Consider the following 12,389-nt stretch of genomic DNA (forward strand, 5'->3'; position numbering starts at 1 on the left):
CGTGAGAGGAGCCACACCATGAAAAGACTGCTCAAAAATCGCGAATGGCTGCTGGCAGGCATCATCATCCTGTTGATCGCAGGTTTCTCGCTGCGCTCCCCCGGCTTCGAGCGCCCGGCCAATCTCGTCAACATCTTCAATGACACGTCGATCCTCATCATTCTGGCGCTCGGCCAGATGGGCGTGATCCTGACGAAATCCATTGATCTTTCGGTTGCGGCCAACCTCGCCTTCACCGGTATGGCGGTGGCCATGACCAATGCAGCCTTTCCCTCGATACCCCTGCCCTTCCTCATTGCCATGGCAGTGGTCATCGGCGCATTTCTGGGGTCGATCAACGGCATTCTCGTCTGGTGGCTCGGCCTGCCCTCCATCGTCGTTACGCTGGGAACGCTGACCATCTATCGCGGCATGGCCTTTGTTCTCTCAGGTGGCGCGTGGGTCAATGCGCATCAGATGTCGCCGACATTTCTCAACGTTCCACGCACACCCGTTCTGGGCATGCCTGTCCTGTCTTGGGTCGCGATCCTGATCATTGCAGGCGCGTGGCTGGTTTTGACGCGTACCTCCTTCGGACGCTCCGCCTATGCCTCGGGCGGCAATCCAGGGGCCGCTGTTTATGCGGGCATCGATGTCGGCCGTACGCGCTTTCTGGCCTTCGTGTTGTCGGGTGCTTTGGCGGGGCTGGCGAGTTATCTCTGGGTATCGCGTTATGCCGTCGCCTATGTCGATATCGCCTCGGGTTTCGAATTGGACAGCGTTGCGGCCAATGTCATCGGCGGCATTTCGATTGCCGGTGGCATCGGCTCGGTGGCAGGGGCGGTGCTGGGCGCGCTGTTCCTCGGCGTCATCAAGAATGCGCTCCCCGTCATCGGCATTTCACCCTTCGCACAGATGGCAATCTCGGGCGTCGTCATCGTTCTGGCGGTGGTCTTCAACGCGCGTGCCGAGGCAAAGAAAGGCCGCATCATTCTGCGTGACAGGGCGGCAAGCGATACCGTCAAGGAGGCCAAGGCATGAGCATGACCGCACCGGAAACTCAAGTACCGCGCGTCATTCCAGACAAGCTCGGCACGCCATTCAAGCGCATCATGGCCAGCTGGGAAGTGCTGCTTCTGGGCGTTGCGATCCTGATTTTCATCGTCAACTCCTTCGCATCGCCCTATTTCCTTGATGCCTATAATCTCTCGGACGCCACCTTCAACTTCACCGAAAAGGCCCTGATCGCCTTCGCCATGGCGCTACTGATCATCGCCGGTGAAATCGATCTGTCGGTTGCGGCCATCATCGCGCTCGCCTCAACCGCCATGGGTTATGCGGTGCAGATGGGCGTGGGCACGCCCGGGCTGGTTGCCATCGGCATCGGCACTGGCCTTGTCTGTGGTGCTTTCAACGGCTTTCTGGTGGCGGGGCTGAAACTGCCCTCCATAGTCGTCACCATCGGCACGATGAGCCTGTTTCGTGGCATTTCCTATCTGGTGCTGGGCGATCAGGCGTTTGGCAAATACCCAGAAAGCTTTGCCTATTTCGGCCAAGGCTATGTGTTCTGGGTCATATCCTTCGAATTCGTGCTGTTCGTGATCATGGCCGTCATCTTCGCCATTTTGCTGCACGCCACGAATTTCGGTCGTCAGGTCTTCGTCATCGGCACCAATCCCTTTGCCGCACGCTTTTCCGGCATTCCGGTGGAGCGGGTGAAGTTCATCCTGTTTCTGTTGACCGGCCTGATGAGCGGCATCGCCGCCGTCTGCCTTACTTCGCGCCTCGGCTCCACCCGCCCCTCCATCGCGCAAGGGTGGGAGCTGGAAGTGGTGACCATGGTGGTGCTGGGAGGGGTCTCCATTCTCGGCGGTTCCGGCACCATTGGCGGCGTGGTGATAGCGGCTTTCGTCATGGGCCTCGTCACCTTCGGGCTTGGCCTTCTCAACGTGCCCGGCATCGTCATGTCGATCTTCGTCGGGCTGCTTCTCATCATCACCATCGCCATTCCCATCGTCGTGCGCCGTCTGCGGGCCATGAGGTAGACCATGTCAGAACTCGAAAAACACGCCTTCAAGATGAAGCTCTTTCCCGGTATGGAGGCCGAATACCGGAAGCGCCATGACGAGATTTGGCCTGAACTGGTCGCGCTGCTGCATGAAGCGGGCGTCAGCGATTATTCCATTCACCTCGACCCGGAAACTAACATCCTGTTTGGCGTTTTGACCCGTCCGAAAAGCCACGACATGGCCGCGCTACCCGACCACCCGGTGATGAAACGCTGGTGGGCGCATATGGCTGATATCATGGACAGCAACCCGGATAATTCCCCGGTTGCGAGCGACCTCGTGACGTTGTTTCACCTGCCATGACCATCAAGAATGTCGCCGTCATCGATATCGGCAAGACGCACGCCAAGCTGATCGTGGTCGATGGCGAGAGCGGCGAGGAAATCGCCTCCCGCAAGATCGCCAACAGGGTGCTGAGCGCCCCGCCCTACCCGCATTACGATATCGAGACGCTGTGGAGTTTCATCATCGATGGGCTGGCGGCGTTTCTCGTGGAGCCGGGATATCAGGCCATTTCGATCACCACCCATGGGGCGAGTGCAGCGCTTCTGAATGGCGAGGGTGATCTGGCGCTGCCGGTTCTCGATTACGAACACAGCTATCCCGACGACATTCAAAAAGCCTATGCCGCACTACGTCCGCCTTTTGAGGAAACCTTCTCCCCCGCGCTACCCATGGGGCTGAATGTCGGGGCGCAGCTGCATTATCAGAAGACGGCGTTTGCCGATGCCTTCACTGATGTCACCGACATCCTGACCTATCCGCAATATTGGGCCTATCGGTTGACCGGCGTGAAAGCCAACGAGGCGACATCGCTGGGCTGCCACACCGATCTTTGGCAACCGGGCAAGTCAACGTTTTCGAGCCTGCCGGAAACGCTTGGCATTGCTGAATTACTGGCACCAGTGCGCTCCGCTTTCGATTCACCTGGGCCGGTCCTGCCGGATGTCGCGGTGAAAATCGGCGTCGACCACGACATGCCTGTTTATTGCGGGCTGCATGATTCCAATGCGTCGCTGCTGCCGCATCTGATGGTGCGCAAGGAGCCGTTTTCGGTGGTTTCCACGGGAACATGGGTCATCTGCTTCGGTGTCGGTGCATCGCTTGAAAAGCTGGACCCGGCCCGCGATACGCTGGTCAATGTCGATGCTTTCGGAAAGCCGGTTCCCTCGGCACGCTTCATGGGCGGGCGGGAATTCGAGATGCTGACGGCGGGTATAAAACCGCCGAGCGAGGCTGAGCGTGAGGCGGCGCTGGACGCGGTGCTGGCTGATGAGATTCTCTATCTGCCAAATGCCGTGGAGGGGTCGGGTCCGTACCCCGGTCGCAAAGGCCAGTGGTTGAACGAACCACGCAGCGACGCGGAACGCCATGTTGCGGCCAGCCTCTATGCCGCAATGATGACGGCGTCCTGCCTTGCGCTGGTTGGCGATGCGCAAACGACCATCGTGGAAGGCCCGTTCGGCAGCAATGGCGTCTATACGCAAGCGCTGGCGGCAATGACCGGATCGGATGTGCTGGTAACGGATAGCAACAGCCCTTCAGGCACGGCACTGGGTGCGGCACTGCTTGCCACCCGCCATGCACCACGCCAATCCTATCACGCGGTGCAGCCGCGACACGGCCTCTCGATCTACTACGACAGATGGCGGGAGATGGTGGAAGCCGATTACGCGATAGCCTGAACCAGCCAGAAACCGCCGGTGGCAGCGAGGCCTGTCAGGAACGTTCCCCAGAGAATATCTGCCACGCACAAACGCCACGACCAGCCCTTCAGGGTGGAAAGATTGGTCATGTCATAGGTGCCATAGGCAAAGCCGCCAAGGATAGCGCCCGCAATGAGAGCCTTGCTCCACCCGCCACCATCGATGGCAGGGACAACGGCAAAATAGACGACGCCGGCGATGTAAAACAGGTAGAAGATACCGGCGGCGGCGAAATTAGGTTTGGGCAACAGAAGCGGGCCGATCTCGCGCTTGTAAAAGCTCGATGACTTCGACAGCCAGACGAAATCCAGACCAAAAAAGACAATGGCCGTGCCGATATAGGCGATTATCAATTCCATCGTCTTATTGTCCTTAAATGCCGAGAACCGGCTGCAACAGGCGGACCAGCCAACTCTTGAATTTCAGTGGTGCGTCCGTCACCGCAAGGCAGATGCAGTCTTCACCCTCACCCGCCACAGGCTGATGTGTCAGATCCTCATCCGCCTCTTCGAAGTCCCCACGGCGAAACACGTCCTTGCCATCCATGAAGCTTCCGGCCAGCACGACCGTCAGTTCCCGTCCACCGTGGCTGTGTTCCGGTACGGGCTTGCCCGCCGGTATGCGCAGCAAGCGGACGATCGCCTCACCATCGCTGGTGGGAATAGGAAAGTGGTAAGCGCCGGGACCAAGCTGTTTCCATTTCAGCACGTCCACATCGCCACCCGCATAGGAGCGCAACGGTTCCGGCAAAACGGCGTTGATGGACTGCTTGGCTGGCAACTCAGAAACCACGGTCTTCATGTTCGGCTGCAACAGCGTGCGTATCTTTTCCCAATCGGCACCGGAAGCATCCCGCGTGGGGCCGATATCATCCAGAAGCGCGCCGCCGGTCATTTCCATCGCGGAAAGTCGCTGGCGGCTCTCGGGACACAGGGCCAGATGGGTCGAGACAGCTAGGCTCCAGCTTTCGCCTAAGCTTCCCGAAGCGTAATCCAACAGCAACTCATCGCTAACGTGGTGCCGTACACTCATGTGCGTGACTCCAGTGCAGTCCGCAGCTTGGCGAAGGCCAGCCGAATGCGTGATTTGACGGTACCCACGGGAAGGCCGAGTTGTTCGGCGATCGCGCTATGGGATACTTCATCGAAAAATGAGCGTTTCAACAGATCAAGCTGTTCCTGTGGCAACTGCGCCAGCGCGCGGTGCAGACGTTGTGCATCCTGCACCTCTTCAAGCTGCGTATCGGCAGCAGGCGCATCGTCCTTCACGAAGGCCGGATCGTTGAAATCGAATTCCGGACGCTTGTTCTTGCGGTGTGCATCTATGCGCAGATTTCTGGCAATTCTGAATATCCAAGCCGAGACGTTGCCGCGGGCGGGGTCGAACAAGGCAGCCTTGTTCCAGACCGTTATCATGGTTTCCTGCATCAGTTCCTCGGCGGCCTGTGCATCGCGCACCTGCCGTAACATATAAGTCCGCACGCGCGGTCCGTAATACCGGAAAAGCGTCTCGAAAGCCTCGACGCTTCGCTCGGAAGCAACTGCCCTTATCAGGGCCGGACATTCGCTTTCGATATTGTTCTTGGCGATATCATTCATGCGGATCGGCTTCACTCCGCTTCCAAACAGCTTGCCCGCAACCGGACTGTTCCGCTCGCGCGTCATATATTGCCATGCAGGGGCAGCTATGGAAACGTTTATTGTCATGAAACGGATTACGCCGGCAGATCATCAGCGGATCACCCCGAACAAAAAAATGCGTGTTCAGCAATCCACTGGCTCGCCCCGCTCGTATTGACTGACATAATAAATGCGGAACCGACATCATGGACGTCACAACAGCCACCAGCAACAAGCCTGCCCGACGCCGCATCGCCGTCATCGGCTCTGGCATATCAGGCCTTTCCGCCGCTTGGTTGCTGGACAAGTCCGCGGATGTGACATTGTTCGAAGCCGAAGGCAGGCTCGGCGGCCATGCCAACACGGTTTCCGTGGACCAGCCCGGCAAGGCGGCGATTGCCGTCGACACCGGCTTTATCGTCTATAACGAGCGCAATTATCCAAACCTTGTGGCATTGCTCGACCATTTGGGCGTCGAGACGTCTGCCTCCGACATGTCCTTTGCCGCATCACTGCGCGGCGGGCAGATGGAATATTCGGGCACTGATATCAACGGCCTTTTCGGACAGCGATCCAACCTACTGCGCCCGCGCTTCTGGTCGATGGTGCGCGATGTGATGCGCTTTTACAAACAGGCCCCCGATCTTCTCAAGGACCCGTCGTTGCAGACGATCAGCCTGGGTGATTACCTCGACGCGAACGGTTATTCCCTAAGCTTCGTTGACGACCACCTGCTGCCGATGGGTGCTGCGATCTGGTCGACGACGGCAGCCGATATGCGCAGCTACGCCTTGCAGGCCTTCATCCGCTTTTTCGTCAACCACGGACTTGTGCAGCTTGCCGATCGCCCGCAATGGCGCACCGTCAAAGGCGGAAGTCGCGAATATGTCTCGCGCCTGATGTCTCAGTTCAGAGGAACGGTTGTTGTCGACAGCCAGATTGCAGGCGTGCAGCGCAGCGGCGATGGTGTGAAGGTGCTGGACCGCGCGGGTCAGCTTTTGACATTTGACGATGTGGTTATCGCCACTCATGCCGATCAGGCTCTGGCCCTGTTGCCGGATGCGGATGAGCAGGAGCGCTCGTTGCTGGGCGCTTTCGACTATACCCGCAACGCCGCCGTGCTGCATTCCGACGAAAGCCTGATGCCGAAACGCCGCAATGTCTGGTCCAGCTGGAACTACCTCAGCGAGCCCAACTCCACCGGCACCGAACAGTTGTGCGTGACCTACTGGATGAACCGGCTTCAGAACATCGATGAGAAAACACCGCTGTTTGTCACACTCAATCCGTCTCGCCCCATCGATCCGGCCAAGCTGATCCGCGCCTTCGATTATACGCATCCGCTGTTTGACACCAAGGCACTCGACGCGCAAAAGCAATTGTGGAGCCTGCAGGGTCGGCGCAATACGTGGTTCTGCGGTGCCCATTTCGGCAGCGGCTTCCATGAGGATGGTCTGCAATCGGGCCTTGCCGTGGCCGAAGCGCTGGGCGGCGTCAGACGTCCGTGGACCGTCGAAAACGAATCCGGCCGCATCTTCCTCGCCCCGGAAAAGGCGCTGGCATCATGACGTTGCGCTCCGCCATCTATGCCGGACACGTCGTGCATGCGCGCCACCGCCCGCACGCCCACAAAATGCGCTACCGCGTATTTTCGCTGCTGCTGGATTTGGATGAGTTGCCGCTGCTGGACAAGGGCTTGCGCTTGTTCGGCTATAACAGATGGTCAGTGTTCAGCTTTCACGACAGCGATCACGGGGTCGGCGAAAAAGGTGGCCTGAAGCGCTGGGTCGCGCACCATTTGGCGGATGCAGATATCGACGTTCCGCAGGACAAGCTGCGTGTGGACATGCTGTGCTACCCGCGCATCTTCGGTTACGTCTTCAATCCTCTGACCGTGTATTTTTGCCATGACGAAGACCGCCTTGTGGCCATTCTCTACGAAGTCAGAAACACCTTTCACGAGCGCCACACCTACATCATTCCAACCGGTGCCAACCAGAACGGCACGGTGCGGCATTCCTGCGCCAAGGAAATGTATGTTTCGCCCTTCGTGCCAATGGAATGCACCTATGATTTCCGCATTCTGCCGCCCTCTGAAAAGGTTCTGGTCGCTATCAACGAGCGCGATCAACAGGGTGATCTGCTGTTCGCCTCCTTTGCTGGCGAGCGTCGTCCATTGACGGGCGTTGCACTGCTGCGCGCCCTGCTGTCATACCCGCTGATGACCTTGAAGATCATGGGCGCAATCCACTGGGAGGCCCTTTTGCTATGGGCAAAAGGCAATCCGATCTATCGCCACAAGGCTGCAAAAAACCGCGTTGCCAGCTCTATCGTCGCGCAACATGCGGGAACCATGGGAGACTTGAAAAATGAGCCACGCTGAGCAGGAGACTGTACCGTTTCTCATGGAAGACGCACCTCTTTGGCAGCGAATGATCTGCCGCCGTTTGAACAACATGACCCAAGGCCGCCTGACTGTCATTTTTCCGGGCGGCTATGAATACGTCGTCAAGGGCAGTGAGCCCGGCGCACACGGTGTGATATCGCTCAACCGCGGCCGCGTCGTGCGCCGGTTGTTGATGGGCGGCAGCCTCGGCTTTGCCCAGGCCTATATCGACGGAGATTGGGATACGCCCGACATCGCGGCGCTTCTGGAAGTCGCTATCGCCAACGAGAAGAACTGGTCTTCAGTCTCCGAGCCATCGAAAATCTTCTCCGCCTTCGCCTATCTCCGCCACCGCCTGCGCCGCAATTCGAAGTCCGGCAGCCGCCGCAACATTTCCTTCCACTATGATCTCGGCAATCGTTTTTATTCGACTTGGCTGGATGAAACGATGACCTATTCCTCGGCCCTGTTTCAGACGCCGGGACAAAGCCTGGCAGATGCGCAGAACGCCAAATATGACCGCATTGTCGAGCAGTTGAAGATCGGTCCTGACGATCACGTTCTGGAAATAGGCTGCGGCTGGGGCGGTTTTGCCGAATACGCCGTTGGCAAGACGGGATGCCGTGTCACCGGCCTTACCCTTTCGCGAGAGCAGGCCGATTTCGCGAAAAACCGTCTCGCAAAGGCCAGCATGTCCGACCGCACCGACATACGCCTCGAGGATTACCGCGATTGCCAAGGCCGTTATTCCAAGATCGTCTCGATCGAGATGTTTGAAGCGGTGGGTGAGGAAAACTGGCCGACGTATTTCCGCCGCGTGCGGGAGTTGCTGGCTCCCGGCGGCGAGGCCATGGTGCAGGTCATCACCATCGATGAAACCCGCTTCGATGACTATCGTCGTAACGCCGACTTCATCCAGACCTACATTTTCCCGGGCGGGATGCTGCCAACCATCACTGCCTTCCGCGAAGCTGCCGCAGTCGAGGGCTTTACTGTGCCGGATATGCTGCGTTTCGGTAAGGATTATGATCACACGCTGATGCTGTGGGACCGTGCCTTCGTCAACAATTGGCAACGCATAGAGCCCCTCGGTTTCGACGAGCGCTTCCGCAGGATGTGGCAATATTACCTTCACTACTGCGCAGCCGGTTTCCGGGCGGGGACAATCGATGTCGTTCAGTTTCAGCTGAAAGCGTTCTGATTTCTGCCTCATGCGACAGGGCACAATATGCTCGTGCACAACGAAAAATAGAAGCTTCATGGAACTTCGCAAAGACACTCACGTTACGATGAGTGTCTTTATTTTAGCATCGAACGTTTCGGAACAGACTTTCCGGCTCGTCCGGTTCTCAACGCGGAGTATGTTCCATGAACCAGATTATCTACATCGTCGGCCTCGTCGTTATTGTTCTCGCCATTCTGTCCTTCTTCGGATTTCGCTAATAACAACTTTAAGATTGTAAATTTGAAAAAGTGAAATATCCTCCCTAACGGGAACCATGTTGACGCTCAGTACGTTGACATGGGCTGTTAGGGAGGCGTCCGATGAAACTGACAAGATGGACAGAGCCTGTCGAAGTGAATTTCGACACAACGAACAAGAACATTATTGCCGGGCCGTTCGATGCCCTGGCACTTCTCACTGAAGATTGGCCGCATACGCGCGGGCTGACGTTCGTTCGAGCCCGTAGCGCCTGCCGCGCAGCGCTTGACGGACGCAAGACACCCGAAGAAGCACGCAAGTGCTTCGAGGATGCCGTCTCGGAAGCGAGAAGCAAAAAGCCTCATTGAGCAGAGATCAAAGCTAATGAGCAAATGGCCCCTTATGGGGCCATTCGTGTTGCTAGAAATTTGTTTTGAGAAACTGTCGTCACCGACAAAACTCTTTGCCGGGCGACATGCCGCCCAAACGTAGTGATGGCCCCGATCGGGGCCATCGTTTCGTCCTCGGATGTTACATCCAGTACGGCGGTACGCCATAATAGTCGTAGACCTTCCGGTCATCATTGCCGAACATGCTATCATCGTCGCGATTGGCATATCTCGGACCGTTCTCGATCTGCTCTTTCGTCAGATCGATGCGATAGCCATCAAGCTCTTCGTCATAGTGCAACTTTTCCCATGGCAGTGGGTAGTAATCGTCACCAATCCCTAGGAATCCGCCGAAGCTAAGAACAGCATAGGCAACGCGACCGCCACGCTTTTCGAGAATAATGCGCTGGATGGAACCAATCTTCTTGCTATCGGCACCGTATACGCTTGTACCCTCGACTTTATCACTGGCGATAAAGCTTGGTGTATCCTTGACGTAAGGGTCCTGACCGGCGCGAGGTTCATGATGTACCATAACGTATTTCCTCCTTAGGTTTTGTATTCGTTATGGTTTGTAAACCCAGCGACGCCGAAATCGTTCCGTTAAAGTGTCCACAACGTGATGTCCGAACGTCGTATCAAGCGTTTGGAATTCTCCTCAATGCCAGTCGAGTTTGTCTACGTTTTCACGAAACGCAAAGCGCAGCAGGTGACTTTCGACGACCGATTTCGCCCGCTCGAGTTTCTCTTCGTCCGGCGCAGTCACGGCAATCTTCAGGCTTGCCGGTTCCGCATCGAGGCTGGCAGTGCCGAAATCGAAGGCGCACTCCCCGTGACTATCGGAGTAGTTGACCTCGATCTTATGCGCGAAATGTTTGAAAAGCTGGACGAGATATTTGCCGCCGCTTTCCGTTACCAGTTCAGATTTTGCTTCCAGCATATCGCTTCCTTCCATATAAACATGATTAATTTTATCATGATTATTCGCAGCGAAAAGATTTGGCAAATGAAAAGACGGTCACAAAGCGCGGATCGTTTACGTCCGCACACGGCCAACACGGGCAAGCAACACCACGGGCAGAATGCCGATCAGCACGATGGCCAGTGCCGCAATGGAGGCTTCTTCGTAGGTGCCACGTGCCGCTTCCCCATAGAGATGGGTGGCGAAGGTTTCGAAATTCAGCGGGCGCAGAAGCAGCGTGGCTGGAAGTTCCTTCACGCAATCTACGAACACCAGCAATGCGGCAGCAGCCATCGCCGCTTTCGACAATGGCAGGTGAACGCTGCGGAAAGTGGCGGTCGCGGTGCGGCCAAGGGTGCGCGACGCCTGATCGAAGGAGAGCGGAATGCGGCTGAGCCCCGCATCGATGCCGCCACCTGCAATCGTCAGAAAACGTGTCACATAGGCAAAGATCAGCGCAGATCCGCTGCCGATCAGCAAGAGACCGGTCGATACGCCGAACCATTGCTGGATTGTTTGATCGACAAACCGGTCGAAACCACCCAGCGCGATCAGCACGCCAATGGCGATGACGGTTCCGGGTGCGGCATAGCCGACCGTCGCCAGGCGGAAGGACCAAAGCGACACCTTGCCGGGTGACAAGCGCATCGCATAGGCAACCACCAGCCCCGCGCCGACAGTTACGACGGTGGCAATTCCGGCAAAGACGATGGTATTCGCCGCCTCTCCGGCAAAGCGCGACGACAGGCCACTGAATTGGAACCGCTTCAAGGCCTCGACCACAAGGTAGGTGGCCGGCGCGACAAAGCCGATCAGGATCGGGACCGTTCCAAGCCCGAAGGCCAGCCAGCCGCGCAGGCCTTGGAGCTGAAGCGGGGCCAGAACGGCGCTTTTCTGGGCTGACGTAGAATAGCGTTGGCTGCGGCGCGCCCATCGTTCCATCGCAACTAGGGCTACGACCAGAAGCAGCATGAACAGGGCAATCTGTGACGCGCCGGGCAGATCCGACTTGGTGACCCAGGTCGTGTAGATCGACACGGTCAGCGTACGCACGCCCAAGAATTCCGATGCACCGATATCGTTCAGCGCTTCCATCAACGCCAGGCTCACACCAACGGCAATGGCAGGCCGGGCAAGTGGCACTGCCACTTTGAGAAACAGGGCGTGTCTTGAGGTGCCGAGCATACGCGCGGCATCCAGAAGATTTCCGGCCTGCGTCAAAAACATCGCCCTGACAGGGATATAGACGTAAGGATAAAGCACGAAACCGAGCAAAAGGATGCAGCCCGTCATCGAGCGGATATCCGGCAGCCGAAATTCGCGTGGGCTGGAATATCCGAGCAGAAATCGCACCGCTCCCTGCACCGGCCCGAGCGGGTGCAGAATATCGAGATAGGTATAGGCGATGATGTAGGTGGGCATCGCCAGTGGCAGTAGCAAAGCCCACTCCAGCAGCTTTCGTCCGCGAAAATCATAGGCGCTGACCAGCCAGGCACTTGTCGTGCCGAGAATGCCCGCCAGTAGGCCAACGCCCAGCAGAAGGATCAGCGTTTCAGGAAGCGCCGTTGCCAGAACGGTGTCGGTCAGATGCTGCCACAGCCCCGATGATCCCTTGATAGCTTCGGATAGCAGCGCCAGAACCGGCAACATGGCGAGTGCGGCGATGATGCAGGATGCCAACAGCCACCAGAATGCGGAGGTTATTCGCACTCTGGGTTTTGACGGAGTCGCCGTGCTGATGTTGGAAACCATGCTGATCGTAAAGTTTTGCCGTTTGGAAACACCGGCTGCTTGAAACAGGCAAGGCACCCGCTTGAAAACGGGTGCCTGACATAGAGATGGGTGAAGAGGCTGCCT

The 12,389-nt window shown here is 57.5% G+C and carries 14 protein-coding genes; 8 read left to right on the forward strand and 6 right to left on the reverse strand.

Going from position 1 to position 12,389, the window contains the following annotated elements:
* The first annotated feature begins 18 nt into the window (after positions 1–18).
* The 4 genes from DSM25558_RS13695 to DSM25558_RS13710 are packed head-to-tail and all read left to right on the forward strand — an operon-like array spanning position 19 to position 3,733.
* Positions 19–1,020 (forward strand): ABC transporter permease, encoded by a 1,002-nt coding sequence (locus DSM25558_RS13695; protein WP_077105317.1) that lies wholly within the window; start codon positions 19–21, stop codon positions 1,018–1,020.
* Entirely contained in the window at positions 1,017–2,024 is a 1,008-nt protein-coding gene (locus DSM25558_RS13700; protein WP_077105318.1) for an ABC transporter permease, read from the forward strand. The genes DSM25558_RS13695 and DSM25558_RS13700 overlap by 4 nt, the downstream gene beginning before the upstream one ends.
* 3 nt (positions 2,025–2,027) lie before the next feature.
* Complete coding sequence (gene rhaM, locus DSM25558_RS13705; protein ID WP_077105319.1) at positions 2,028–2,351, forward strand: L-rhamnose mutarotase; 324 nt, start codon at positions 2,028–2,030, stop codon at positions 2,349–2,351.
* Positions 2,348–3,733 (forward strand): FGGY-family carbohydrate kinase, encoded by a 1,386-nt coding sequence (locus tag DSM25558_RS13710; RefSeq protein WP_077105320.1) that lies wholly within the window; start codon positions 2,348–2,350, stop codon positions 3,731–3,733. The genes rhaM and DSM25558_RS13710 overlap by 4 nt, the downstream gene beginning before the upstream one ends.
* Here the strand turns inward: DSM25558_RS13710 and DSM25558_RS13715 are convergent.
* From DSM25558_RS13715 to DSM25558_RS13725, 3 genes are read right to left on the reverse strand one after another with little or no spacing between them, the layout of a single operon-like run.
* Positions 3,718–4,113 (reverse strand): DUF2177 family protein, encoded by a 396-nt coding sequence (locus tag DSM25558_RS13715; RefSeq protein WP_077105321.1) that lies wholly within the window; start codon positions 4,111–4,113, stop codon positions 3,718–3,720. The two genes, DSM25558_RS13710 and DSM25558_RS13715, sit on opposite strands and share 16 nt — an antisense overlap.
* Before the next feature lie 13 nt (positions 4,114–4,126).
* The gene (locus tag DSM25558_RS13720) at positions 4,127–4,786 is read right to left on the reverse strand and encodes a ChrR family anti-sigma-E factor (protein WP_077105322.1); all 660 of its coding nucleotides are present in this window, start codon (positions 4,784–4,786) and stop codon (positions 4,127–4,129) included.
* Positions 4,783–5,460, reverse strand: coding sequence for a sigma-70 family RNA polymerase sigma factor (locus DSM25558_RS13725; protein ID WP_083716450.1), 678 nt, complete (start codon positions 5,458–5,460; stop codon positions 4,783–4,785). The genes DSM25558_RS13720 and DSM25558_RS13725 overlap by 4 nt, the downstream gene beginning before the upstream one ends.
* A gap of 119 nt (positions 5,461–5,579) precedes the next feature.
* On the opposite strand from DSM25558_RS13725, the gene DSM25558_RS13730 reads away from it, so the two are divergent.
* From DSM25558_RS13730 to DSM25558_RS13745, 4 genes are all read left to right on the forward strand, one after another.
* Positions 5,580–6,941: an NAD(P)/FAD-dependent oxidoreductase gene (locus tag DSM25558_RS13730; RefSeq protein WP_077105323.1), complete on the forward strand. Its 1,362-nt coding sequence runs from the start codon at positions 5,580–5,582 to the stop codon at positions 6,939–6,941.
* On the forward strand, positions 6,938–7,756 hold the full coding sequence (locus DSM25558_RS13735) for a DUF1365 domain-containing protein (protein ID WP_077105324.1): 819 nt from the start codon (positions 6,938–6,940) through the stop codon (positions 7,754–7,756). Before DSM25558_RS13730 ends, DSM25558_RS13735 begins: the two co-directional genes overlap by 4 nt.
* Positions 7,743–8,960, forward strand: coding sequence for an SAM-dependent methyltransferase (locus DSM25558_RS13740; protein ID WP_077105325.1), 1,218 nt, complete (start codon positions 7,743–7,745; stop codon positions 8,958–8,960). Before DSM25558_RS13735 ends, DSM25558_RS13740 begins: the two co-directional genes overlap by 14 nt.
* A gap of 344 nt (positions 8,961–9,304) precedes the next feature.
* A complete protein-coding gene (locus tag DSM25558_RS13745) occupies positions 9,305–9,550 on the forward strand; it encodes a DUF982 domain-containing protein (RefSeq protein WP_077105326.1) in 246 nt (81 codons plus the stop codon).
* Between the two features lie 163 nt (positions 9,551–9,713).
* Here DSM25558_RS13745 and DSM25558_RS13750 read toward each other — a convergent pair whose 3' ends face one another.
* The 3 genes from DSM25558_RS13750 to DSM25558_RS13760 all read right to left on the reverse strand — a co-directional run bounded on the left by DSM25558_RS13750 (position 9,714) and on the right by DSM25558_RS13760 (position 12,284).
* A complete protein-coding gene (locus DSM25558_RS13750; protein WP_077105327.1) occupies positions 9,714–10,106 on the reverse strand; it encodes a PRC-barrel domain-containing protein in 393 nt (130 codons plus the stop codon).
* A gap of 123 nt (positions 10,107–10,229) precedes the next feature.
* On the reverse strand, positions 10,230–10,511 hold the full coding sequence (locus tag DSM25558_RS13755) for a DUF2218 domain-containing protein (protein ID WP_077105363.1): 282 nt from the start codon (positions 10,509–10,511) through the stop codon (positions 10,230–10,232).
* Positions 10,512–10,607: 96 nt separating this feature from the next.
* Positions 10,608–12,284, reverse strand: a complete 1,677-nt coding sequence (locus DSM25558_RS13760; RefSeq protein ID WP_083716452.1) for an ABC transporter permease — start codon at positions 12,282–12,284, stop codon at positions 10,608–10,610.
* Positions 12,285–12,389: the final 105 nt, after the last annotated feature.

Source organism: Agrobacterium sp. DSM 25558 (assembly GCF_900100825.1).
In the GTDB taxonomy this organism is placed as follows: domain Bacteria; phylum Pseudomonadota; class Alphaproteobacteria; order Rhizobiales; family Rhizobiaceae; genus Agrobacterium.

Bases quoted from the DNA above. Each gene is read 5' to 3' on its own strand.
- DSM25558_RS13695 (WP_077105317.1), top strand. From the start codon at position 19: ATGAAAAGACTGCTCAAAAATCGCGAATGGCTGCTGGCAGGCATCATC.
- DSM25558_RS13700 (WP_077105318.1), top strand. From the start codon at position 1,017: ATGAGCATGACCGCACCGGAAACTCAAGTACCGCGCGTCATTCCAGAC.
- rhaM (WP_077105319.1), top strand. From the start codon at position 2,028: ATGTCAGAACTCGAAAAACACGCCTTCAAGATGAAGCTCTTTCCCGGT.
- DSM25558_RS13710 (WP_077105320.1), top strand. From the start codon at position 2,348: ATGACCATCAAGAATGTCGCCGTCATCGATATCGGCAAGACGCACGCC.
- DSM25558_RS13715 (WP_077105321.1), bottom strand. From the start codon at position 4,113: ATGGAATTGATAATCGCCTATATCGGCACGGCCATTGTCTTTTTTGGT.
- DSM25558_RS13720 (WP_077105322.1), bottom strand. From the start codon at position 4,786: ATGAGTGTACGGCACCACGTTAGCGATGAGTTGCTGTTGGATTACGCT.
- DSM25558_RS13725 (WP_083716450.1), bottom strand. From the start codon at position 5,460: ATGACAATAAACGTTTCCATAGCTGCCCCTGCATGGCAATATATGACG.
- DSM25558_RS13730 (WP_077105323.1), top strand. From the start codon at position 5,580: ATGGACGTCACAACAGCCACCAGCAACAAGCCTGCCCGACGCCGCATC.
- DSM25558_RS13735 (WP_077105324.1), top strand. From the start codon at position 6,938: ATGACGTTGCGCTCCGCCATCTATGCCGGACACGTCGTGCATGCGCGC.
- DSM25558_RS13740 (WP_077105325.1), top strand. From the start codon at position 7,743: ATGAGCCACGCTGAGCAGGAGACTGTACCGTTTCTCATGGAAGACGCA.
- DSM25558_RS13745 (WP_077105326.1), top strand. From the start codon at position 9,305: ATGAAACTGACAAGATGGACAGAGCCTGTCGAAGTGAATTTCGACACA.
- DSM25558_RS13750 (WP_077105327.1), bottom strand. From the start codon at position 10,106: ATGGTACATCATGAACCTCGCGCCGGTCAGGACCCTTACGTCAAGGAT.
- DSM25558_RS13755 (WP_077105363.1), bottom strand. From the start codon at position 10,511: ATGCTGGAAGCAAAATCTGAACTGGTAACGGAAAGCGGCGGCAAATAT.
- DSM25558_RS13760 (WP_083716452.1), bottom strand. From the start codon at position 12,284: ATGGTTTCCAACATCAGCACGGCGACTCCGTCAAAACCCAGAGTGCGA.